This is a genomic window from Kitasatospora sp. NPDC053308, assembly GCF_055585785.1.
In genome coordinates this window covers 75,793-98,959 of sequence record NZ_JBVJJY010000018.1, presented here as the reverse complement: position 1 = coordinate 98,959, position 23,167 = coordinate 75,793, and the positions used below count along the sequence as shown (strand labels likewise).

Here is a 23,167-nt window from a genome sequence, read left to right as displayed (position 1 = left end):
GATCAGGTGGGGGGTGGGTTCGGGCGCGGGGTGGCTCAGGTGCGGGGCGGGTGCGGGTGCGTGGTGGGTCGGGGCGGGGTCGGTTCGGGTGCGGGTGGCTCAGGTGCGGGCGAGGCGGTAGAAGGCGGTCGCGGTGCCCGCGAGGATCGCCGAGGTCTCGTCGGGGGAGCAGCCCTCGAGCAGTTCGTCCACGGTGGCGGCCCAGCGGTTCCATCCGCCCGCGAGGTTCGCCACCGGCCAGTCCGACCCGAACATCAGCCGGTCGGCGCCGAAGGCGCTCAGCAGGACGTCCCAGACGGGGCGGAGGTCGGCGGTCGTCCAGGTGTCGTGGTCGGCCTCGGTGATCAGTCCGGACACCTTGCAGAGCACCTGCGGGTGCCCGGCCAGCAGCCGCACCCGCTGTTCCCAGTCCCCCAGTTCGCCGCCGGCGATGTCCGGCTTGCCGGCGTGGTCGAGCACCTGGGGCAGCTCCGGGAAGCGTTCGGCGAGCCGGATCGCCTGGTCGAGCTGGTGGCTGCGGACGAGCACGTCGTAGCCCAGCCCGCGGTCCGCGAGCGCCGTCAGGCCGCGCTCGACGTCCGGGCGCTGCAGCCAGGACGGGTCCGACTCGCCCTGGACCAGGTGGCGCAGCGACCGGAGGTGGCCGCCGCCCGGTCCGGCGAGCAGCCGGTCGAGCCCGTCACCGATCGCGGGGGACGTGAGGTCCGCCCAGCCGACCACGGCCTGGATCAGTGGGTCCCGGGCGGCGAGCGCGAGCAGGTCCTCGGTCTCGGGAGCGTCCGGGATGCATTGCACGACCACCGTGCCGTGCAGCCGGCGCCCGGCCACCTCCCGGGTGGCGGTGGCGCGCAGGTCGTCGGGGGTGAACGTGCGGCGGATCGCGGCGAGTTCGGGGTCGTCGAGCCAGGTCTGCGGGCGGCGGTCGAGGTCCCACAGGTGGTGGTGGGCGTCGATGAGTCCCGGGGGTGGCGGGGAGGTCACGGGAGGCTCCGGTGGGGGTGGTCGGTCCGGCGCGGGTCGGGTCAGCCTGCGGTGGGGGCGGCGGGCTCGCTCAGGTGCCAGACCTCGGGGAGTTCGGTCCACTGGCGGGAGTCGCCCCGGTCGGGGAAGGGCTCCTGGCAGGGGTCGGTGTGCGTCCACCACTCCTGGGTCACCGGGTCGGCCTCGAGCTCCGCCATGTCGGCGTCGAAGTCCTCGCCGTGGTACTCGAAGTAGGCGAACAGCACGTCGCCGTGGAGGTAGATGCTGTAGTTGCGGATCCGCGCCCGGTGGAGGGCCGCCTCGACTCCGGGCCAGACGGCGGAGTGGAGTTCGAGGTACTTCTCCCGGTACTCGGGGCGGAGCCTGATGGTCTGAGCGAAGCGCCTCACGCGGAGTCCTCCGATGTCTTGGCGTTCGACGCGTCTGCCGGGGCGCCGAAGGGTGAACGGTTGCTCGGGGTACGGGTGCGCAGCTCCAGGCGGAGCGTCAGCCGGATCCGGGTCGATGCGGTCCTCCGAGCCGTCAAGTACGTGCTATGGCTTGGCATTTCCGACTCCCCGACCACCGGCTCGGTGGGGCCGCTGGTCGTACAGGCCGCCGATCCGGCCCTCGTCCGCGCACGTCGTGGACCGGCCCGAGGTGAGGGCGTACTCGGCGAGGGCGTTGGCCTGAATGATAATCGTCCGATCTTTGTCTGGCGAGAGGGAGATCCAGCGGCATCCTGTTCGGATCGCGGTGCCCGTTCGAACGGCGCGGCCCCGCGCGAACGGCACGGCTCCGGCCACGGGACGAGACGTCGGCCGCGCCAGAGATCCCATGTCACGCCGACACCGGGTTCGCCCGGCCCAGCCACCGGGCACCGCCTACCGCCCGAACTCGCTCTGCCGACCGTCGAATTCACGATCCACCCCGCCGACCCCCTGGACGCCGCCGCCACCTCTCCGCTACACCCGTCCCATGACTCTCGGAGATGTGAGCGCTCACACTAGCGTCCTCTTCCCTCGCCGCACCGTCCACCTGCACTACCACACCGGCCCCGACATCCCCGACGTCGGACGGGACGGACCCGCTGCGCTCGGTGCGCCTGCAGCCCGCGGGGCAGGACCTGCCGTGGCACCACGACGGCGCGTACGTCCACGTGCGGGTCACCACCCCGGACGGGCACGCGATGGTCGTGGTCGAGCACGACTGACCACGCGTCCCGCGCGCTCGCCCGTCCGTCAGAGGACGGGCAGCAGCGTGGGATCCGCCATGATCCGGCGGACCGTCGTCAGTGCCGCGCCCAGCAGCGGCCCGCGGCGGCCCAGGGCGGAGGGGCGCAGCGCCTCCGGGGTCCAGGGGCGGACGGTGACCCGGTCGGCCAGTTCGGCGCGGACGGCGGGCAGCAGCCACTCGGCCAGTTCGGCGTAGGTGCCGCCCAGCACGAGGCCGTCCGGGTCGATGAGGTCGACGGCGGAGGTGAGGGCGAGGCCGAGGGCGAGGCCCGCGCGGTCCAGTGCCGCCAGGGTCGGTGCGTGCCCGGCGGCGGCCCGCTCCGCCAGCAGGACGACCGGGTCGCCGGCCTCCGCGGTGCCCGGCGCGCCGGGGCCGTGCTGCGGGAGGCCGGCCTCGCGCAGCACGGCCGCCTGGCCCGCGTACTGCTCCAGGCAGCCGCGCGCACCGCAGGGGCACCGCAGGCCGTCGGGGTGGACGGGGACGTGGCCGAGTTCGCCGGCGAAGCCGCGGGCGCCGCGGAACAGCCGTCCGTCGATGACCAGGGCGGCACCGATCCCGGCGTCCGCGGAGACGTGCACGAAGGTCTGCTCGGCCTGCTCGGCGTTCCAGTACTCGGCCAGCGCGCCGAGGTTGGCCTCGTTCTCCGGCTCGGGCACGGTGGCCGGGTCGGGCCAGTGGTCGGCGACGTCGAGGGCGCACCATCCGAGGTTGGGCGCGCGCTCGACCCGCCCGGCCGGGCCGTTGGACACCACGCCGGGCACGGCCAGCACCCGGCCCTCCACCTGCAGTCCCAGGGCGCGGGCCTCGGCCTCCGCCTCGGTGGCCAGGGCGGCGAGCTCCGCCAGCACCTCTCCCGCCGGCCGGCCGGCGTTCGCCCGGTCCGCCCGGCGCCACACCCGGGGCTCGCCGCGCAGGTCCGCGACGCAGGCGCCGAGGTGGGTGACGCCGATCTCCAGGCCGAGGCCGGCCGGGCCCTCGTCGCTCACCGACAGCGCGCGCCCGGGGCGGCCGACCCGCCCGTCGGGTGCGGTCTCCGCCTCGGTCAGCGCGCCCCGTCCGATCAGTTCGTCGACCAGGGAGGAGACGGCGGCCCTGGTCAGGCCGACGCGCCCGGCGACGTCGGCGCGCGAGAGCGGACGGGCGGCCGGGCTGTGCGCGGCGACCGCGCCGAGGACCACCGAGAGGTTCCGCCGCCGCATGTCCTGTTGCGACGCGGGCCCCGCGCTGCCACTCGTCCTGCCGACCGCCGTCACGCGCCGCCCCTCCTACCGGTCCTCGGCCGGGGCTCCCTGCAAGGCCCCGGCCCGACGCAGGGTATCGCCGATCCGTTCGAGTGCGTCCACGTCCCGTGCCACGGGCTCCAGCAGCGGGCCCTCGGCGGTGCGCCAGCGGCGGGCCACCGCGTCGGCGGGCTCGCCGGTGAGCAGGGCGGCGGCTTGGGCGGCCGCGCCGAGCGCGACCAGCTCCCGGGCCTCGGGCACCCGGACGGCCCGGCCGGACAGCCGCAGGACGGTCCGCTGCCAGGCGCGGCCGCGGGCGCCGCCGCCGATCAGCAGCAGCGGCTCGTCACCCGCCGGGTCCCCGCCGCCGGCGCGCAGCACGTCGTCCAGGGCGCTGAGCAGGGCGTGGGCGGCGCCGTCGTAGGCGGCCTGGAGCAGCTGCCCCGGGGTGGTGTCGTGGCGCAGTCCGTGGACCAGGCCGGAGGCGGCCGGGAGGTCCGGGGTGCGCTCGCCGTCCAGGTAGGGCAGCACCACCGCGGCGCCGCCGGCCTCGACCTCCTCGCGCCCGCGCCCGAGCAGGGTGGCGAAGCGGTCGACGGCGAGGGTGCAGTTCAGCGTGCAGGCGAGCGGCAGCCAGTCGCCCAGGGCGTCGGCGAAGCCCGCGACCGTCCCGCTCGGGTCCACCGGGCGCTGCCGGCCGACGGCGTAGACCGTGCCGGAGGTGCCGAGGCTGAGCACCGGCTGTCCGGGGCGCAGCCCCAGGCCGAGGGCGGCGGCCATGTTGTCCCCGGTGCCGGTGGCGACCAGGGCGCCCTCGCGCAGCACCGTCCCCGGGCGGACCCCGCCGGCCCGCGCGCCGGGGGCGAGGACCCGGGGCAGCAGCGCGGGGTCGAGGCCGATGCGGTCGAGGAGGTCCTTGTCGTAGCCGTCCGGCCCCCACCAGCCGGTGCCGGACGCGTCCCCGCGGTCGGTCACCGCCTCGCCGGTCAGCCGCTCGGTCAGGAAGTCGTGCGGGAGGCGGACGGCGGCGACGCGGTCGGCCGCGGCGGGCTCGTGGGCGCGCAGCCAGGCCCACTTGGTGGCGGTGAAGGCGGCGGTCGGCAGGCTCCCGGCGCGCCGGACGAGTTCCGCGGCCCCGATCGCGGCCCGCAGCTCGGCCGCCTGCGGGGCGGAGCGGACGTCGTTCCACAGCAGCGCGGGGCGCACCGGCGCGCCGGCCGCGTCCAGGGTGACCAGGCCGTGCTGCTGGCCGGCGATGGAGACGGCGGCGGCGCGCTCGGCCCAGCCCGTCCCGGCGGCGGCCTCCTCGAAGGCCCGCCACCACTGTTCGGGATCGCTCTCCCGCCCGGCGCCCTCGCTCACCTGGTGCGGGGCGCGGCCCTCGCCCAGCACCGCGCCCGTGTCGATGTCGACGGCGAGGGCCTTGGTGGACTGGGTCGAGCTGTCGACGCCGATCACGACACGCTGCTCAGCCATGCGTTCCTCCGATGGGGTTCCTTCTCAGGTTCCGGCATACTAATTTGTTGAGAGCCCTGACAAACACCCCTCCGCACTGTTCCGGAGCCGCTCCATGTCCAGTGACAGCCTCACCCCCACCCCCGCGCACAAGTTCACCTTCGGCCTGTGGACCGTCGGCTGGCAGGGGCGCGACCCCTTCGGCGACGCGACCCGCCCCGCCCTCGACCCGGTCGAGACCGTGCAGCGCCTGGCCGAGCTCGGCGCCCACGGCGTCACCTTCCACGACGACGACCTGATCCCCTTCGGCGCGGGCGACGCGACCCGCGAGGAGGCCGTCAAGCGCTTCCGCGCCGCGCTGGACGCCGCCGGGCTGAAGGTCCCGATGGCGACCACCAACCTGTTCACCCACCCGGTCTTCAAGGACGGCGCCTTCACCGCCAACGACCGCGACGTCCGGCGCTACGCGCTGCGCAAGACGATCCGCAACATCGACCTGGCCGTGGAGCTGGGCGCCTCGGTCTACGTCGCCTGGGGCGGCCGCGAGGGCGCGGAGTCGGGCGCGGCCAAGGACGTGCGCACCGCGCTGGACCGGCTGAAGGAGGCCTTCGACCTGCTGGGCGAGTACGTCGAACAGCAGGGCTACGACCTGCGGTTCGCGATCGAACCCAAGCCCAACGAGCCGCGCGGCGACATCCTGCTGCCCACCGTCGGCCACGCGCTGGCGTTCATCAACGCGCTGGAGCGCCCCGAGCGGGTCGGCCTCAACCCGGAGGTCGGCCACGAGCAGATGGCCGGGCTGAACTTCCCGCACGGCATCGCCCAGGCGCTGTGGCACGACAAGCTGTTCCACATCGACCTCAACGGCCAGTCCGGCATCAAGTACGACCAGGACCTGCGCTTCGGCGCGGGCGACCTGCGGCAGGCCTTCTGGCTGGTCGACCTGCTGGAGTCGGCCGGCTACGACGGCCCGCGGCACTTCGACTTCAAGCCGCCGCGCACCGAGGACTTCGACGGCGTCTGGGCCTCGGCGGCCGGCTGCATGCGCAACTACCTGCTGCTGGCCGAGCGCTCCCGCGCCTTCCGGGCCGACCCGGACGTGCAGGCCGCGCTGGCCGCCGCCCGGCTGCCCGAGCTGGCCCTGCCCACGGCCGGGGACGGCCTGGCCGGGCTGCTGGCGGACCGCTCCGCCTTCGAGGAGTTCGACGTCGAGGCGGCCGCCCGGCGCGGCATGGCCTTCGAGCAGCTGGACCAGCTCGCCCTGGAACACCTCCTCGGCGCCCGCTGACCTGGGCCTGCGGCCGAGCCGGTTCGTGCCTCCCGCACGGACCGGCTCGGTCCGTCGCCATGACCGGCGCTCGGACGGCTCCCCCGGGCTCCGCTCCCGGTACGGGACCGCGGGCGGGGCCCGTCCGGGGTGGGCGCGGGGGCCCGCTCCCGACGCCCCGGCGCCGACCGGCCGTGGCCCCACGGGCCGGTCGGCGCCGGCGGGCACTATTCTCGGGTCCATGTCGAACCCTGATGCGCTGCTCGTCGACATCGCCGCGATGGTGGAGTCCGAGGGCAGCAACCAGATGCCTCTGACGGTGGTCGTGCCCGGGGCGGTCATCACCGGCCGTCTCGCGCCGGAACGCCTCTGGCTGGAGCGGGTGGCCGAAGTCCTGGGCTCCTCGGAGCACTTGAAGCCCTTCGCCGCCCTCATGAAGCCGCCCGGCGACGCCACCCCGACCGCCCGGCCCACCCATCTGCACCTGCACGTCGCCCGTATCCTCCAGGGCAGTTACGGCCTGCCCTACACCGGCGGCCTGTACCGGATCGCCATCTCCGACGTCAACAGCTGGACCGTGGGGGACCTCACCTACTCCGACAGCTGACCGCCCGCCGTACCGGTCCGCGGAGCCCCGCCTCCCCTCCCGGGGGCGGGGCTCCGCGCGCCCGCGGTCCGTCTCCGGCGAGGAGGTCCGCCGACGGCCGGGCCGCGCGGGTGCGCGGCCCGGCCGGTGCGGGTCAGTCCCCGGCGGCCGACCGCGCCCGCGCTTCGATCACCAGGGCGTGACCGGGGCGGTTGGCCAGCCCCGGGGCCGCGAGGCCGACGTGGGCGAGGTGGCGGCCGGTCAGGGTGAGCGCGGTGGTGCGCCGCGCCCAGGCGGGCCAGGTGTCCTCGGGGCAGGAGAGTTCGGGGCGCACCCGCAGGGCGTAGCGGGTCGTGGGATCCAGACCGGGCAGGCGGACGGGCGCGCCGTTCTCGGCGACGGAGGTGTCCAGCTGGACGTAGGCGAACACGCCGTGGTCCCGGTCCCGGGAGACGACGCCGTGGACCCAGGCGGCCGGGTCGGGGTGGTCGGTGCGGACGACGTCGCCGCCGTGGAGGAGCGGCCGCAGTTCCTTGTAGGCGCCGACCCACGCGGTCAGCGCGCGCAACTCCTCCTCCGGCCAGGCGGAGAGGTCGGACTCGATGCCGGCGTGCCCGAACAGGGCGGTGGCGCAGCGGAAGGCGAGCGAGGTGTCCCGGTGGCTGATGTGGGCGGGGGCGGAGCCGACGTGGGAGCCGATCAGCTCGTAGGGCAGCAGGAAGGAGGTCCAGCGCTGGACGGCCTGGCGCTCGATCGGGTCGATGTTGTCCGACCCCCAGATCCGGTCCGTGCGCTCCAGGATGCCGAGGTCCGCGCGGGCCCCGCCGGAGGAGCAGGACTCGATCTCCAGCGCGGGGTGGCGTTCGCGCAGTTCGTCCAGCAGCCGGTAGACCGCCGTGGTCTGCGCGTGTACGCCGGGCCGGCCGTCGTGGACGGCGTCGGCGAGGTCACGGTTGTGGTCCCACTTGAGGTAGTCGATGCCCAGCTCGGTGACGAGGGTGCTGATCCGCTCCAGCAGGTAGGCGTGGGCGTCGGGGTTCGCGACGTCCAGGACGTGCTGGCTGCGCTGCTCGAACGGCAGGCGCTCGGGGTCGGCGAGGAACCAGTCGGGGTGGGCGCGGGCCAGGTCGGAGTCGGGGTTGACCATCTCGGGCTCGAACCAGAGGCCGAACTGCATGCCGAGCCCGTGGACGTGGTCGGCGAGCGGGCGGAGTCCGGCGGGCCACACCTTCTCGTCGACGTACCAGTCGCCGAGGCCGGCCCGGTCGTGGCGGCGGTGGCGGAACCAGCCGTCGTCCACGACGAACCGCTCCACGCCGACCGCGGCCGCGGTGTCGGCGAGGGCGCGCACCCGGTCGGGGTCGTGGTCGAAGTAGACCGCCTCCCAGATGTTCAGGGTGACCGGCCGGGCGCTGTTCGGGTGCCGGGGCCGGTCGCGGAGCATGGCGTGGAACCCGCGGCTGATCCCGTCCAGGCCCGCGTCGGAGGTCGCGAAGTACACCCACGGGGTCCGGTAGGACTCGCCCTCGGCCAGCCGGACCTCCCCGGCGTCCAGCAGTTCGCCGCCGCCGAGGACGGTCGTCCCGTCGGCGAGGCGCTCCGCGTACTGGAGGTGGTTGCCGCTCCAGGCGGGGTGCACGCCCCAGACCTGGCCCTGCCGGAAGCCGAAGCCCGGGGTGCCGACCAGCAGCGGTCCGGCGTCGAAGCCGGTCCGGCCGCGCCGGCTCTCCCTCGACCAGACGCCCTGGCGCAGCGGGGCGCGCTGCGGTGAGCGCTCCCTGGCCCAGCGGCCGGCGAAGTCCAGCAGTTCCTCGGCGTGGGCGGGCACCGGGAGCAGGCACACCAGGGATTCCAGGGTGTACGCGTCGGCGGCCGTGTTGGTCACGGCGTGGCGCAGCCGCACCACGCCGTGCTCCGTGAGCTCCAGCTCGGTGTCCAGGACGAGCCCCGCGCCGTCGTCCACGGCCCGCGCGCGGACGGCGCCGCCGCGGCCGTCCCGGGCGTTCACGCCGACCGGTCCGGCGAGCTCGAAGCGCGGCGGGCGGACCCGGCCGTCGCGGTGGCCGGCCAGGGCCGGCCGCCCGAACCACCACCCCTGGCCCTGGGAGGGCATCAGGCTCCCCGCCCGGTGGCCCAGGGCGTCGATCACCTGCGCGGCGTCCTCGGCCCGGAAGCCGGGATCGCCGCCCCAGTGGAGCACCCGGGGCATGCCGGGTCCGGCGATGTCGAGCGCGAGGGCCGCATCACGGGCCGACAGCACGACGACGTTCGATTCAGTCATCTGGTCCTCGTCCAAGGGGGGTTCTGGTTCGGTGCTCGGCGGGCGCCGAGCCGCACTGCCGGGGAGGGTTCAGCCGAGCAGGCCGGCGACGTCGGAACCCTCCCGCACGAAGACCGGGATGCGGTCCAGCGGGGCCGGCGCGTCGAGCGTGGCGCCGCCCTCCCGCACGTCGCCGGTGACCGGGTCGAGCCAGCGGGCACCGGACGGCAGGTACACCGGGCGGGCCCGGGCGCCCGCCTCGTGCACGGGCGCCACCAGCAGGTCGGGCCCGAGCAGGAACTGGTCGTCCACGTCCCAGGCGCGCTCGTCCCCGGGGAAGTCGAAGAACAGCGGGCGCATCGGCGGGGCGCCGGTGCGGTGGGCGTCCTCGGACAGCGTCCTCAGGTACGGGCGCAGGCGCTCGCGCAGCAGCAGGTGCGCGCGCAGGACGCCGTACGCCTCCTCCCCGTACGACCAGACCTCGTTCGGCCCGCCGGTCATGTCCGCGGAGAAGGCGGGGAAGTGGGGCGCGCGGTCGCCGTGCAGCCGCATGACGGGGCTGAAGGTGCCGTACTGGAACCAGCGGATCAGCAGTTCGCGGTACGCCGGATCGTCCGGGTCGCCGCCGAAGAAGCCGCCGATGTCGGTGTTCCACCAGGGGATGCCGCTCATCGCGACGTTCAGCCCGGCCCTGATCTGGCGTCCGAGGGAGTCGAAGGTGGTGGGGATGTCGCCGGACCACAGCAGGGCCCCGTGCCGCTGGCTGCCCGCCCAGGCGGAGCGGACCAGCGACAGCGGCCGGTCCTCGCCCGTCGCGCGCAGGCCGTCGGCCACCGCGCGGGTGTGCTCCAGGGGGTAGAGGTTCGCGACCTCGGCGGCCGGTCCGGCCGCGTAGACGGCGCGTTCGGCGCGGTCCCGGGGCAGGTCCGGCTCGCAGGAGTCGAGCCAGAAGCACGCCACGCCGAGCGCCCGGTAGTTGTCGTTCAGCCGCCGCCACAGCGCGGCGCGTGCGCCGGGGTGGGTGGCGTCGTAGTACGCCATCGGGCGGATCAGCGCGTCCCCGGCGAAGCGGGACGGCCACGGGTACGTCAGCAGGCCGCCGGCGGCGTCCCGGACGAGGTGTCCGGCCGCGCGCAGTTCGTCGTGGGTGTCGCTGCCGGGCTCGACGGTGGGCCACACCGAGACGGCGAGCCTCACCCCGAGCTCCGCCAGCTCCTTGACCATGGCGGCGGGATCGGGCCACTCGCTCTCCTCGAAGCGCCAGTCCCCCATCCTCGGCCAGTGGAAGAAGTCGCAGACGATCACGGACAGCGGCAGTCCGCGCTCCTTGTACTGCCGCGCCACCGCCAGGAGTTCGTCCTGGGTCCGGTACCGCAGCTTGGACTGCCAGAAGCCGGAGGCCCACTCCGGCAGCAGGGGCGGTCGGCCGGTGGCCCGGGTGTAGGAGTCCAGGACCTGGGCCGGGGTGTCGCCGGCGGTGATCCAGTAGTCGATGCGCCCGCCGGCGTCGGCGGTCCACCGGGTGGTGTCGGCGCCCAGTTCGACGCGGCCGGTGGCGGGGTTGTTCCACAGCAGTCCGTAGCCCCGCGAGGAGTGCAGGAAGGGGACGGCCGCCACGGTGTTGGCCTGGACGAGGTCGATCACACAGCCCTTCTGGTCCAGGCGGCCGTGCAGGTGCTGGCCCAGGCCGTGCAGCCGTTCACCGTCGTAGGCCTCGAACAGCTGCTCCGTCCGGCCGCCCGGGGCGTGGACCCGGGGGCCGGCGTGGTGCCCGTACGGGCCCTTGTCGGCGAGGAGTTCGCGGCCCGAGACGGCGTGGCGGAACCGCAGCCGGCCGTCCGCCGCGGCCTCGACCACGAGGCGGCCGTTGACCAGGCGGGCACCGCCGTCGTCCGACACCGAGGCTTCGGCACCCGGACAGGGCGAGGGGCTCTCCAGCGCGCCGGGAGCGGCGGGGTCGATGGTGGCGGACGAGGCCCGCACCCGGACGGCGTCCGGTCCCCAGGGCTCGATGCGGAGGATCTCGTGGGCGGTGTGCCGCTCCAGGGCGCCCACGCGGATGCGGTAGGTCACGGGTGGTTCCTCTGCTCTGGTCTCGAATGGCGGGTGCGTGCGGGCTGGCGCCCGGGTCCCGTGCTCGTGGTGGTCATCCCTTCCCCGGTCGTCATCCCTACCCCGGCGCCCGCAGCCGTACAACGGCCTCGGCGAACGTCCGGCGGCAGGACGCGAGGCTCTGCATCGGCACTTCGGTCGTCGGTCGGGCGGGTGCGAGGGGGGGGCTGGCACGGCGGGGCGACGGCGGGGGCGGGTGCCAGGTGGCGGGCGGGGCCGGCGGCGGCTGCGAGGGGCGGGGCCCCGCTCGCCCTGGGGTGGCGTGCGGGGCCCCGCCGTCCGGGGCCGGCCTCAGGCCGGGTAGGGCAGCTCCGCCTCGTGGGTGTCGGCCGGGTGGACGTGCAGGGCACCGTCCGGGCCTCCGATCCGCAGCCGCCACGGGTGCGGACTGTCGGTGGTCACCCGCAGCCGGTCGCCGGTGCGGCGCAGGTGGAAGCGGGCGGTCTCGCCGGGGCCGTCGGCGCGCGGGATCACGACGGTGCGCTCGTCGCCGTCGGCGAAGGCGTGCACCCGCAGTTCGACGCCGTCGGCCCAGGCCGAGACCGGGCGCTGGTCGTCCGCGCCGAACGGGATGACCGAGCCGGGGCGGGCGAGCAGCGGCAGGGTGTGGAAGCCGTGCTGCTCGCGCACCCAGCGCGGGCCGGTGACCTGGTCGCCGGTCAGGACGTTGGTCCACGTCCCCTCGGGCACGTAGTACTCGACCGTGCCGTCCTCGGTGAAGACCGGGGCGACGAGCAGGTCGTCGCCGAGCAGGTACTGCCGGTCGAGCGCGGCGGCGGCCGGGTCGTCCGGGAACTCCAGCACCATCGCGCGCATCACCGGGACACCGCTGGTGTGCGCCTGCTGCGCCGCGCGCTGGAGGTAGGGCGCGAGCCGGTGCTTGAGCAGGGTGAACTCGCGGGTGACCTCGACCGCCTCGTCGCCGAACTCCCACGGCACCCGGTACGACTTGCTGCCGTGCAGCCGGCTGTGCGAGGAGAGCAGGCCGAACTGGGTCCAGCGCTTGAAGACGGCCGGGGTCGGGGTGCCCTCGAAGCCGCCGATGTCGTGGCTCCAGAAGCCGAAGCCGGACAGGCCGAGGGAGAGGCCCCCGCGCAGCGACTCCGCCATGGCGTTGAAGTGCGACTCGCAGTCGCCGCCCCAGTGCACCGGGTACTGCTGCCCGCCCGCGGTGGCGGACCGGGCGAACAGCATCGCCTCCCCCTCCCCGCGTTCCGCACGGAGCAGCTCGAACACCGTCTGGTTGTACAGCTGGGTGTAGTAGTTGTGCATCCGCTCCGGGTCGGAGCCGTCGTGCCAGACCACGTCGGTGGGGATGCGCTCGCCGAAGTCGGTCTTGAAGCAGTCGACGCCGACGTCCAGCAGGGCGCGCAGCTTGCCCGTGTACCAGGCGCGGGCGGCGGGGCTGGTGAAGTCCACCAGGGCCATGCCGGGCTGCCAGAGGTCCCACTGCCAGACGCTGCCGTCCGGCCGGCGCACCAGGTGGCCCTCGCGCAGGCCCTCCGCGAAGAGCTCCGACTTCTGCGCGATGTACGGGTTGATCCACAGGCAGATGCGCAGCCCCTGCTCCTTGAGCCTGGCGAGCATGCCCGCCGGGTCCGGGAAGGTGTCCGGGTCCCAGCGGAAATCGCTCCACTGGTACCCGCGCATCCAGAAGCAGTCGAAGTGGAAGACGCTCAGCGGGATGCCGCGCTCCGCCATGCCGCCGACGAAGCGGTTGACGGTGGCCTCGTCGTAGTCGGTGGTGAAGGACGTGCTCAGCCACAGGCCGAGCGCCCAGGCCGGGGGCAGCGCCGGGCGGCCGGTGAGCGCGGTGTAGCGCTCCAGGATCTGCTTGGGGCTCGGGCCGTGGACGACGAAGTACTCCAGCGACTGGTCCTCGACGCTGAACTGCACCTGGCCGACGGATTCGGAGCCGACCTCGTAGCTGACCTTGCCGGGGTGGTTGACGAAGACGCCGTACCCCCGGTTGGTCAGGTGGAACGGGACGTTCTTGTACGCCTGCTCGCTGCTGGTGCCGCCGTCCGCCTGCCAGATGTCCACCACCTGGCCGTTGCGGACGAACGGGGTGAAGCGTTCGCCGAGGCCGTAGACCAGTTCGCCGACGCCCAGGGCGAGTTGGCCGAGCATGTGGTGGCGGCCCCCGGCGTCGGTGACGAAGCCGGTGCCGCGCTCCCCCGCGGTGGTCAGCACCCGGCCGCCCGCGGTGAACTGCAGCTGCCACGGCTTGGCGGTGTCCACCCGCAGGGTCAGCTCGCCGGCGCTCAGCTCGACGGTGTCGCCGTCGCGGCGCACCTTCCCCGCGCCCGGTTCCGCGCCGGGCAGCGCGAACTCGGGCCCGCGCCGCACCGACCCGGCGTGGTGGGTGGTGCGCACGCCGATCACGCCCTCGGCGGGGGACCAGCACTCGACGGTCAGCAGGGGGCTGTTGAGCGTGTCACCGCGGCCGCGCACGTGTTTGACGGGCGCGTAGAGGGTCATCCGGTCCTCGCCGGTGCGGACGTCGGCGACCTCGGTGGCGTAGCGCGCGGTGACGCCCGGGCGCATCAGCCAGTAGCCGTCGGTGAACTTCATCGGGCTGGTTCCTCCGTCCGCGCGCGGTGCGCGGTGATCAGGCCCCGGTACCAGTGGTAGCTGTCCTTGGGGGTTCGGGTCAGGGTCGTGTAGTCGACGTGGACGAGGCCGAAGCGCTGGGCGTAGCCCCGGGCCCACTCGAAGTTGTCCAGCAGGGACCAGACGTAGTAGCCCCGCACGTCGACCCCGGCCGCGACGGCGTCGGCGACGGCGGCCAGGTGGCCGGCCAGGTAGTCGATCCGGTCCGGGTCGTGGACCAGCCCGTCGGGGGTGACGGTGTCGGCCTCGGCGGAGCCGTTCTCGGTGATCCAGACCGGCGGGAGGTGCGGGTAGCGGGCGTCGAGGTCGCGGAGCAGCTCGGTGAACGCGGACGGGACGACGGGCCAGCCCATGGTGGTCAGCCGGGTGCCGTACGGGTCGGTCTCGGCGACGCCGATGTCCACGGCGGTGCGCCGTCCGGGGTGGGCCTCGCGGTGCGGGGCCGCCGCGACGGTGACCGGCCGGTAGAAGTTGACGCCGACGAAGTCCAGCGGCACGCCGATGATTTTCAGGTCCCTCGGCCGGCGCCAGGAGCCGTCGGCCAGGCCCTGCCAGGTCTCGGCCTCGTGCTCCGGGTAGCGGCCGGCGAACAGCGGCTCGGTCCAGACCTCGTTGTGCAGCACCTCGGCCCGGCGCAGGGCGGCGAGGTCCTCGGGCCGGTCGGAGGCGGCGTGCAGGCGCTCGAGGTTGAGCGTGATGCCGACCTCGCGGGCCCCGGCGGCGCGCAGCTCCCGGACGGCCAGGCCGTGGCCGACCAGCAGGTGGTGGGCGGCCGCCAGCGCCCCGCGGCCCTCCCGGGCACCGGGCGCGTGCCGGCCCTCGGCGTAGCCGACGAAGGCGGAGCAGAACGGCTCGTTGAGGGTGATCCAGCGCTCCACGCGGTCCCCGTAGCGGTCGGCGGCGACGTTCGCGTACTCGGCGAAGGCCTCGGCGGTGCCGCGCACCCGCCAGCCGCCCCGGTCCTCCAGGGCCTGGGGCAGGTCCCAGTGGTAGAGGGTGGCGGCGGGTGCGATCCCGGCGGCCAGCAGTTCGTCGATCAGCCGGTCGTAGAAGTCCAGCCCCTTCGCGTTGACCGGGCCGGTGCCCCGCGGCAGCAGGCGCGACCAGGAGATCGAGAAGCGGTAGCCGTCGACGCCGAGTTCCCGGAGCAGGGCGACGTCGTCGCGGTAGCGGTGGTAGTGGTCGCAGGCCGTGTCGCCGGTGGCGCCGTCGAGGGTCCGGCCCGGGGTGTGGCTGAAGGTGTCCCAGATGGACGGGCCCCGGCCGTCCTCGTCGTGGGCTCCTTCGATCTGGTAGGCGGCGGTCGCGGCGCCGAAGCGGAAGCCGGGGGGCAGCACGGGGTGGGCCGGGGAGCTCGTGGGCCGCGTCTCGCCGGCCGGGCGGGGATCGGACACGGCGGTCACCGCTGCGGTGCCAGCCCGTGGGCGTGCAGCCAGGACAGCTGGACGGGCGGGTTGGAGCCGCAGCCGCCGGCGTGGTCGGCGAACGGCCAGACGGTCATGGTGCGGTCCTCGCCCGCGTAGTGGTTGTAGGCGGCGTAGACGGTGCGGGGCGGGCAGACCGGGTCCATCAGGCCGACGCTGAACAGCGCCGGCGCGGTGGCGCGCCGGGCGAAGTTGACGCCGTCGAAGTACGCCAGGGTGGCGAAGGCGGACTGCACCCGGTCCCGGCTGTGCCAGCGCAGGTAGTCGACGAGTTCCTGGTACGGCCCGTCCAGGGCGAGCTGCGCCCCCTCGCGGTAGTGGCACAGGAACGGGACGTCGGGCATCACCGCGGCCACCCGGTCGCCGGCGAGCCCGGCGACGGCGAGGGCCAGGCCGCCGCCCTGGCTGCCGCCGGCCACGACGATCCGGTCGGTGTCGAGGCCGGGCAGCTCCGCGACGGCGTCCACGGCGCGCACGCAGTCGGTCATCAACCGCCGGTAGTAGTAGTTCTCCGGGGAGTCGATGCCGCGGGTCATGAAACCGCCGACCCACTGGGTGCCGTCGCCCATGCCGCGGTCCGGCGTGTCGTGGCCCTGGCCGCGGCTGTCCACCACCAGCTGGGCGTAGCCGGCGGCGGACCAGAACAGGTGCTCGGTGGGCAGCCCCCGGCCACCGGAGTAGCCGATGAAGCCGACCACGACCGGCAGCGGGCCCTGGACGCCGCGCGGACGCAGCAGCCAGGCGGCCACCGGCTCGCCGTTCCAGCCGGGGAACCGCACGTCGTCGATCTCGACGGTGCGCAGTCCGTACTGCGCGGTGACGCGTTCGGACGTGACCGCCCCGCCGTGCGCGCGGGCCTCGGCGAGGGTGCGCCGCCAGAACTCGTCGAAGTCCTGCGGCAGGGTCGACTCCGGCCGGTAGTCGGCGAGTTCGTCGAGTCCGAAGTCGGTGAGCGGCATGGGTGATCCCTCCGGGTGGGCCGAGGAGGAGCTGATGTGGTGGGGCGTGAGCAGTGACATGCGGGCCGCCTCCGGGCGGCGGTGACGAAGGTCGGAGCGGACGTGGCGGTCGGCGGGGGTGCCGGGCCCCGGAGCTGTCGGGCCGGGCTTCTTGCGGGAGCCGGTCCCCGGGCGGCCGGGGCCGGGCCACTTGCCGGGGCCGAGCCCCGGGTTGCCGGCGGCGGTCCCCAGGCGGCCCCGTGGGGGGGGTGGAAGGCGGGGTGGAGGCGGCCCGCCCCCCTCTTGAGCGGGCCGCCGGTCTGCGGGGCGGCGGGACCTCGGACGCGGGCCTCGGACGCGGGCCCCGGCCAGGACGGCTCAGCCGGCCGTGCGGAGGTGGAAGGCCGCGAGCCGGAAGTCGCCGTGCAGGACGAGGCTCAGGTCGTGCACCCCGTCCGGCGGGGCGGTGAGCTGCGCGGTGGTGGTCGTCCAGGCGTAGCGGTCGCCGGTCACCGGGACGTCGATCCCGGCCAGCAGCCGGCCGCCGGCCCGGACCTCCAGCCGGGCCGCGCCGGTGCCGGCGTCCGCCCGCGCGGTCTCGACCTCGATCCGGGCGGCTCCGGCGAGTTCGACCTCGTGGAACAGGAGCGTGGCCGGGCGGCCCGGGTCGGCGGGCGTCAGGGCGTCGCCGTCGGTGCGGGTGGCGTCCACGATGGCCGCGTTCTCGTAGTCGTCGAAGTCGACGGCCAGGAGGCGGTGTCCGACGCCCGCCCGGGTCGCGGCGGCGGCCCCGGTCACGGTGAGCGGCGCGGTGAGCACCGGCTGCTCGGCGCTGCGGGCGACGATCACCTCGTAGCGGCCCGGGTCGACGGTGAAGGCGCCGGCCGCGACGGACCAGTGGGCCAGGTGCTCGGCGGACAGCCGGAAGGTCAGGTCGCGGCTCTCGCCCGGCTCCAGCCCGACCTTGCGGAAGTCGGCCAGGCGCAGCCGGGGCGCCTGGTAGCGGGCCTCCAGGGCGCGGACGTAGACCTGGACGACCTCGCTGCCGGTCCGGCTGCCGCCGTTCACGAGGGTCACGGTGGCCTCGACCGAGCCGTCCTGGCCGATCGACGGCTGCGAGAGGCGCAGGTCGCGGTAGGTCGGGTCGGCGTAGGACAGTCCGTGGCCGAAGGGGTAGAGCGGGGCGGCCCGGTGGTACTGGTAGGTCCAGCCGGCCTTGATGATGTCGTAGTCGAGCGGGGCGGGCAGCGGGTCGTCGCCCCGGTACCAGGTCTGCGGCAGGCGCCCGCCCGGATCGGCCTCGCCGATCAGGACGGCGGCCAGCGCGTGGCCCGTCTCCTGCCCGCCGTGGGAGGTCCACACCACGGCGGGCAGGTGTTCGTCGGCCCAGTCGAGGGCGTACGGGTAGCTGCTCATCAGGACGAGGGCCGTGTCCGGCCGGACGGCGGCGACGGCGCGCAGCAGGCGCTCCTGCCCCTCGGGCAGGTCGATGTCCGTGCGGTCCTCGGTCTCGCGGCCGTTGATCATCGGGTGGTTGCCGAGGACGACCACGGCGGCGTCCGCCGTCGCGGCGGCCTCCCGGGCCTCGGCGGCGCCGTCGCGCACCAGTTCGCGCTGCCAGTGCTCGGCCTCCTGCGCGGTCCCGGCGGTGACGCTCACCCGGCCGTCGGTCGGGTCCACGGTGGCGTAGCGGCCGGTGAACACGTTGCGCAGCAGGACGGTGTCCGGGCCCGCCGGTTCGATCCGGAAGGTCTCCTTGACGAACCAGCTCTTGATGACGTCCTGGGCGGCGGCGAGGGTGTCGTCGTCCTGCAGGCTCAGGTAGCACCCGGTGTCGGCGGCGCGCAGCGTGCAGGCGCCGCCGCCCCAGTCGGTCACGTCGAAGGCGGACTTGCCGAGCAGTTCGCCCGTGGTGCGCGAGCGCAGGGTGATCCGGTCGGAGCCCTCCACGTGGACGACCTCGCCGCCGTGGGCGCCGAGCGCCGCGGCCAGGCCCGCGGCGGTGCTCACCCGGTACGGCAGGGTGCCGCTGTACCAGTCCTCGAAGAGGGTGTCGGCGAGCGGGCCGATGACGGCGATCCGCGGGGCGCGGGCCGGGTCGAGCGGGAGCAGCCCGTCGTTCTTGAGCAGGACCGTCGACTCGATCGCGGCCTGCCGGGCCAGGGCGCGGTGCTCGGGGCTGTCGACCACCTCGGCGCCGATCCCGGCGTACGGGTCCAGTTCGGGGTCGAACTCGCCGAGGCGGAAGCGCAGTTCGAGCTGGCGGCGAACGGCGCGGTCGACGTCGGCCTCGTCGATCAGGCCGCGTTCCAGGGCCTCGCGCAGTCGGCCGACCGGGATGCCGCTGTCCTCGCTGTGGTCGGTGAAGCTGTCGATTCCGGCCTTGAGCGCGGCGGCGTGGGACTCGGCGTGGTCGTCGAAGTAGTGCTCCGGGTCGACCAGGTTGGAGGGGGCCTCGGCGTCGCTGACCACGAACAGCTCGTGTCCGGTCGGCTCCGCCCAGCGGCGCAGCTCCGTCTCGATCAGCGGACTGACGTGGCACGGGCGGCCGTTGACCAGGTTGTAGGCGGCCATCGCGCCGGTGGCGGCACCGGAGGCGACGACCGGGCGGAAGGCGGCCAGGTCGTACTCCTGGAGCACGCGCGGGCGCAGCCCGGAGGAGGTGGTGCAGCGGTCGTCCTCGTTGTTGTAGGCGAGGAAGTGCTTGAGCACGGGGGCGGCCCGCAGGTAGGTCGGGTGGTCGCCGGAGAGGCCGCGGCAGAACGCCTCGCCGACCCGCGCGGTGTGCACCGGGTCCTCGGAGTAGCCCTCCTCGTTGCGCCCCCAGCGCGGGTCGCGCAGCAGGTTGAGCACGGGGGCCCAGGCCTGGAGGGAGGTGGGTCCGTGCTCCTGCGCGCCGACCGCGGGCGGGCGGTGGTAGTGGAAGGCCCGCAGCTCGGTGGAGACGGCCTCGCCGACCCGGCGCACCAGGTCCTCGTCCCAGCTGGCGCCGAGGCCGACGGCCTGCGGGAAGACGGTCGCCTCGCCGAGCCAGGAGACCCCGTGCAGGGCTTCGCTGCCGGTGCGGAAGGCGGCCAGGCCCAGGCGCGGGACGGCCGGCCCGTACTGGTGCAGCATCGCGAGCCGCTCGTCGGTGGTGAGGCGGTGGAGCAGGTCGTCGACACGCTTGCGCACGGGCAGCGTGGGATTGCGGAAGTCGGGCAGGCCGGCAGCGGACGCGGGCACGGAACTCACGTGGAATACCCCTCGGGCGGGCTGGGCTCGGTGGTGGGTCGAAGCGCTTCGACGCTGACACGCTCCGATAGGGCTGTCAACTCCCCACGGCACAAACGATTTTGGATTTGTTCAGCCCCTTGCTCAACCGGTAACGCGTCGTTAGTCTCGCCGAAACATCCAAGCGCTTCGACGCTTCGGTGCTTCGACCGCGCTTCGACGGAGAGGGGCCACGCCACCATGAGATCCGGGCTGAACCGCAGGAGCTTCCTGACCACCGCCGCCACCGTCGCGGGAGTCGCCGCGATGGCACCCCTGCTGTCCGCCTGCGGCGGCGGTTCCACCAAGAAGGCCGGGGCGAACACCAAGGAGGGGCTGAAGGCGGCGCTGCCCGCCTACGTGCCCAACGCCAACGCGGTGAAGCCGGACATCGCACCCGTGAACGGGACCGACGGCGCCGCCACCGACACCGCCTACCTCTCCTATCCGGCCGCCCCGCCGGCCAGCGTCTCCGGCGTGCCGGGCAAGGGCGGCAGCTACACGGCGATCACCCCGCTGTGGGGCACCGCTCCGGAGGCCGGCAACTCCTTCTACCAGGCGATGAACAAGGCGCTCGGGGTCGAGCTGACCATGAAGCCGACGGACGGGATCAACTACGGCACCATCATCCCGACGATGACCGCCGCCAAGAAGCTGCCGGACTGGATCAACCTGCCGGCCTGGATGAACGCCCAGTTCAACACCGGCGGCCTGGTCGGCACCCAACTCGCGGACCTGACCCCGTACCTCTCCGGCGACAACGTCAAGAAGTACCCCAACCTCGCCGCCCTCCCCACCGGCGCCTGGCAGCACGGGATCTGGGCCGACAAGCTCTACGGCATCCCCTGCTTCTCCACCGACTTCGGCATACCCGGTGCCACCTTCTACCGCCGGGACGTCCTCGAAGCCCGGGGCATCACCGCCGACCAGGTCAAGTCCGCCGACGACCTGATGAACCTCGGCAAGGAACTGACCGACGCCAAGCGGGGCGTGTGGGCCTTCGACGACGTGTGGACCTACCTCCAGTTCACCTGGAACGTCCCCATGAACTGGAGGATCGACAACGGCAAGCTGGTCCACCCGTTCGAGACCCAGGAGTTCCTGGAGGCCGTCGACTGGCACTACCGCCTGGCCACGTCGGGCTTCATGCACCCGGACGCGCTCGCCGGTGACGTCGCCAAGAGCGGGACCCGCTTCTACGGCGGCAAGGTGCTCATCGCGGGCGGCGGACTGGGCGCCTGGAACCTGGCCGACCACCAGTCCGGCACCGCCGCGGACCCGAACTACCGGCGCGGCGCGTTCAACGCCATCACCGCCGACGGCAAGGGCACGCCGGTGATCTACATGGGCGCCGCCGCCAGCATGATCAGCTATCTCAACGCCGGTCTGAAGCCGGCCCAGATCGAGGAACTGCTCTCCGTCGCGAACTACCTCGCCGCCCCCTTCGGCACGGCCGAGTACACCATGGTCAACTTCGGGGTCGAGGGCGTCCACCACACCCGGGTGAACGGCGTGCCGACCTTGACGGAGGACGGCCAGAAGAACGTCCAGGCGACGACGTACCCGTTCCTGGCCGCCCCCGCCTCCGCGATCAGCAACCCGGGCGGCGAACAGGTCACCAAGGACTTCGCCTCCTGGTCGGCCGCCAACGTCCAGTACCTGCGCAAGCCGCCCTTCTGGGGCATGAACCTCAGCATGCCGCAGGCCATCGCCTCGGCCCAGGCCGCGACGGGCGTCAACGACACCCTCAAGGACTGCTACCACGGCAAGAAGAAGGTCTCCGAGCTGCAGGACGCCATCTCCAGCTGGCGCTCCGGCCCCGGGGACCGGCTCAAGCAGTGGATGACCGACAACGTCCTCGACAAGTACGGCTCCGGCCAGTGAGCACCGCGGCGCCGAAGCGCCCCGCCGCGCCGAAGCGGCTCGGCTGGCGGATCAGGCTGAAGCGCGACAGGTCACTCCTGCTGATGACGATCCCCGCGGTCGTCCTGCTCCTGGTGTTCAACTACGCGCCGCTGTTCGGCATCGTCACCGCCTTCCAGGAGTACGACCCGCTGGTCGGCGTCTGGCACAGCGAATGGGTCGGCTTCGACCAGTTCCAGCAGCTGTTCGGCGACCCGGGCTTCTGGGCCGCGATGCAGAACACGCTGTACCTCAGCTTCGTCCAGCTGATCCTCTTCTTCCCCGTCCCGATCGCCCTCGCCCTGCTGCTCAACTCGGTGATCAGCGAACGGATCCGCAACTTCTTCCAGTCCGTGGTCTACCTGCCGCACTTCTTCTCGTGGGTGCTGGCGGTCACGATCTTCCAGCAGATGCTGGGCGGCGCCGGCGTGCTCAACCAGTTCCTGCGCCAGCACGACATCGGCACCTGGGACATCATGACCAACCCGCACACCTTCGCGCTGCTGGTCACCTCGCAGGCGATCTGGAAGGAGGCGGGCTGGGGGATCATCGTCTTCCTCGCGGCGCTGAGCGCGATCAACAGCGAGCTGTACGAGGCCGCGGCCGCGGACGGCGCCGGCCGGTTCCGGCGGTTGTGGCACATCACGCTGCCGGGCCTGCGCGGGGTGATCGTGCTGATGCTGGTCCTGCGGCTCGGCAACGCGCTGTCCGTCGGGTTCGAGCAGTTCCTGATCCAACGCGACGCCGTCGGCCACGAGGCCGCGGACGTCCTGGACACCTTCTCCTTCTACTACGGCATCGCCACCGGCGGCTACAGCTACGGCGCGGCGGCCGGGCTCTTCAAGAGCGTGGTGTCGCTGCTGCTGATCTGGGGCGCCAACAAGCTGGCGCACGCCTTCGGCGAGGACGGGCTGTACCGGAAATGACGAACGCACTCACCATGGCCTCCCGGCGCGAGAAGCGCCGCACCACCACCGCGGCCGCCCGCCGCCGGGCCCGCTCGACCCGCCCTTCCTGGGAGGAGCCGCCCACCGCCGTCGGCCAGGCCGCCAAGGGGCTCACGCTCGGCGGGACGCTCGCCGTCATCCTGGTCCCGCTCTACATCATCGTCCTGACCAGCTTCTCCACCCCCGGCGCCATCAACCGGGCCGGCGGACTGGTGATCTGGCCGGACGGCCTCACCACCGACACGTACCGCCAGATGCTCGGCGACTCGACGATCGTCACCGCGCTGGGGGTGAGCCTGGGCATCACCGTGGTCGGCACCGCGGTCTCCATGATCGTCTCCATCCTGTGCGCCTACGGGCTCTCCCGGCCGCGCTCGCTCGGGCACCGCTTCCTCCTGCTCCTGCTGATCGTCACGATGTTCGTCAGCGGCGGCCTGATCCCGAGCTTCCTGGTCGTCACCGGCCTCGGCGGCTACGGCCAGTGGTGGGCGCTGATCCTGCCGAGCGCGGTCTCCGTCTTCAACATCCTGGTGCTGCGCGCCTTCTACCAGGAGACCTCCTCCGAACTGATCGACGCGGCCCGGATGGACGGCGCCGGGGACTGGCGGATCCTGTGGTCCGTCGTCCTGCCCACCTCGCGCGCCGTCACCGCCGTCACCGCGCTGTTCTACGCCGTCGGGTACTGGAACTCCTTCTTCAACGTCATGCTCTACCTGCCGACGGACACTCAGAAATGGCCGCTGCAGTACGTGTTGCTCACCTACGTCAACCGGGCCAACGGCCTGCCGGGCTCGATGAACTCCGGCTTCGGGAACACCCAGGCGCAGACCGCACCGCTGTCCCTGCAGATGGCGGTCGTGGTCCTCACCCTGGTACCACTGGTGATCGTGTACCCGTTCGTGCAGAAGCACCTGCGCACCGGTGTCCTCACCGGGGCGATCAAGGGCTGAGCCGTCCGGACCGGGCCCGACGGACCGGCGGCGGCCGGGAGCGGT

At 73.9% G+C, this 23,167-nt stretch carries 15 protein-coding genes; 5 read left to right on the top strand and 10 right to left on the bottom strand.

Annotation, left to right across the window (positions count from 1 at the left end; all coding sequences use genetic code 11):
* Positions 1–99: 99 nt before the first annotated feature.
* The 4 genes from ACZ6Y7_RS30580 to xylB all read right to left on the bottom strand — a co-directional run bounded on the left by ACZ6Y7_RS30580 (position 100) and on the right by xylB (position 4,892).
* Positions 100–981 (bottom strand): amidohydrolase family protein, encoded by an 882-nt coding sequence (locus tag ACZ6Y7_RS30580; RefSeq protein WP_465761188.1) that lies wholly within the window; start codon positions 979–981, stop codon positions 100–102.
* Between the two features lie 41 nt (positions 982–1,022).
* Entirely contained in the window at positions 1,023–1,370 is a 348-nt protein-coding gene (locus ACZ6Y7_RS30575) for an L-rhamnose mutarotase (RefSeq protein WP_465761187.1), read from the bottom strand.
* A gap of 831 nt (positions 1,371–2,201) precedes the next feature.
* Positions 2,202–3,395 (bottom strand): ROK family transcriptional regulator, encoded by a 1,194-nt coding sequence (locus tag ACZ6Y7_RS30570; protein WP_465761186.1) that lies wholly within the window; start codon positions 3,393–3,395, stop codon positions 2,202–2,204.
* Between the two features lie 66 nt (positions 3,396–3,461).
* On the bottom strand, positions 3,462–4,892 hold the full coding sequence (gene xylB, locus ACZ6Y7_RS30565; protein ID WP_465761185.1) for a xylulokinase: 1,431 nt from the start codon (positions 4,890–4,892) through the stop codon (positions 3,462–3,464).
* 94 nt (positions 4,893–4,986) lie between these two features.
* Here xylB and xylA point away from each other — a divergent pair, with 94 nt between their 5' ends.
* Positions 4,987–6,159, top strand: coding sequence for a xylose isomerase (xylA, locus tag ACZ6Y7_RS30560; RefSeq protein WP_465761184.1), 1,173 nt, complete (start codon positions 4,987–4,989; stop codon positions 6,157–6,159).
* A 220-nt stretch (positions 6,160–6,379) separates the two neighbouring features.
* Positions 6,380–6,745: a hypothetical protein gene (locus ACZ6Y7_RS30555; RefSeq protein ID WP_465761183.1), complete on the top strand. Its 366-nt coding sequence runs from the start codon at positions 6,380–6,382 to the stop codon at positions 6,743–6,745.
* A gap of 133 nt (positions 6,746–6,878) precedes the next feature.
* Here ACZ6Y7_RS30555 and ACZ6Y7_RS30550 read toward each other — a convergent pair whose 3' ends face one another.
* The 6 genes from ACZ6Y7_RS30550 to ACZ6Y7_RS30525 form a co-directional block, all read right to left on the bottom strand.
* Complete coding sequence (locus ACZ6Y7_RS30550) at positions 6,879–9,005, bottom strand: alpha-galactosidase (RefSeq protein WP_465761182.1); 2,127 nt, start codon at positions 9,003–9,005, stop codon at positions 6,879–6,881.
* 69 nt (positions 9,006–9,074) lie between these two features.
* Positions 9,075–11,057, bottom strand: a complete 1,983-nt coding sequence (locus ACZ6Y7_RS30545; protein WP_465761181.1) for a glycoside hydrolase family 31 protein — start codon at positions 11,055–11,057, stop codon at positions 9,075–9,077.
* A gap of 330 nt (positions 11,058–11,387) precedes the next feature.
* On the bottom strand, positions 11,388–13,670 hold the full coding sequence (gene yicI, locus ACZ6Y7_RS30540) for an alpha-xylosidase (RefSeq protein WP_465761180.1): 2,283 nt from the start codon (positions 13,668–13,670) through the stop codon (positions 11,388–11,390).
* Positions 13,667–15,103, bottom strand: a complete 1,437-nt coding sequence (locus tag ACZ6Y7_RS30535) for a GH1 family beta-glucosidase (protein ID WP_465761179.1) — start codon at positions 15,101–15,103, stop codon at positions 13,667–13,669. Before ACZ6Y7_RS30535 ends, yicI begins: the two co-directional genes overlap by 4 nt.
* A 5-nt stretch (positions 15,104–15,108) precedes the next feature.
* Positions 15,109–16,092 carry an acetylxylan esterase gene (locus tag ACZ6Y7_RS30530; protein ID WP_465761226.1) on the bottom strand — a complete coding sequence of 328 codons (984 nt, stop codon included), beginning with the start codon at positions 16,090–16,092 and terminating at the stop codon, positions 15,109–15,111.
* A gap of 357 nt (positions 16,093–16,449) precedes the next feature.
* Positions 16,450–19,305: a glycoside hydrolase family 3 C-terminal domain-containing protein gene (locus ACZ6Y7_RS30525; RefSeq protein ID WP_465761178.1), complete on the bottom strand. Its 2,856-nt coding sequence runs from the start codon at positions 19,303–19,305 to the stop codon at positions 16,450–16,452.
* A gap of 219 nt (positions 19,306–19,524) precedes the next feature.
* On the opposite strand from ACZ6Y7_RS30525, the gene ACZ6Y7_RS30520 reads away from it, so the two are divergent.
* The 3 genes from ACZ6Y7_RS30520 to ACZ6Y7_RS30510 are packed head-to-tail and all read left to right on the top strand — an operon-like array spanning position 19,525 to position 23,122.
* Positions 19,525–21,207, top strand: coding sequence for an ABC transporter substrate-binding protein (locus ACZ6Y7_RS30520; protein ID WP_465761177.1), 1,683 nt, complete (start codon positions 19,525–19,527; stop codon positions 21,205–21,207).
* Complete coding sequence (locus ACZ6Y7_RS30515) at positions 21,162–22,151, top strand: ABC transporter permease (RefSeq protein ID WP_465761176.1); 990 nt, start codon at positions 21,162–21,164, stop codon at positions 22,149–22,151. The genes ACZ6Y7_RS30520 and ACZ6Y7_RS30515 overlap by 46 nt, the downstream gene beginning before the upstream one ends.
* Positions 22,148–23,122, top strand: coding sequence for a carbohydrate ABC transporter permease (locus tag ACZ6Y7_RS30510; protein WP_465761175.1), 975 nt, complete (start codon positions 22,148–22,150; stop codon positions 23,120–23,122). The genes ACZ6Y7_RS30515 and ACZ6Y7_RS30510 overlap by 4 nt, the downstream gene beginning before the upstream one ends.
* Positions 23,123–23,167 lie beyond the last annotated feature (45 nt).

Coding starts and splice junctions, on each gene's coding strand:
- ACZ6Y7_RS30530 (WP_465761226.1), bottom strand. CDS start 16,092: ATGCCGCTCACCGACTTCGGACTCGACGAACTCGCCGACTACCGGCCG.
- ACZ6Y7_RS30555 (WP_465761183.1), top strand. CDS start 6,380: ATGTCGAACCCTGATGCGCTGCTCGTCGACATCGCCGCGATGGTGGAG.
- xylB (WP_465761185.1), bottom strand. CDS start 4,892: ATGGCTGAGCAGCGTGTCGTGATCGGCGTCGACAGCTCGACCCAGTCC.
- ACZ6Y7_RS30550 (WP_465761182.1), bottom strand. CDS start 9,005: ATGACTGAATCGAACGTCGTCGTGCTGTCGGCCCGTGATGCGGCCCTC.
- ACZ6Y7_RS30510 (WP_465761175.1), top strand. CDS start 22,148: ATGACGAACGCACTCACCATGGCCTCCCGGCGCGAGAAGCGCCGCACC.
- yicI (WP_465761180.1), bottom strand. CDS start 13,670: ATGAAGTTCACCGACGGCTACTGGCTGATGCGCCCGGGCGTCACCGCG.
- xylA (WP_465761184.1), top strand. CDS start 4,987: ATGTCCAGTGACAGCCTCACCCCCACCCCCGCGCACAAGTTCACCTTC.
- ACZ6Y7_RS30520 (WP_465761177.1), top strand. CDS start 19,525: ATGAGATCCGGGCTGAACCGCAGGAGCTTCCTGACCACCGCCGCCACC.
- ACZ6Y7_RS30570 (WP_465761186.1), bottom strand. CDS start 3,395: ATGCGGCGGCGGAACCTCTCGGTGGTCCTCGGCGCGGTCGCCGCGCAC.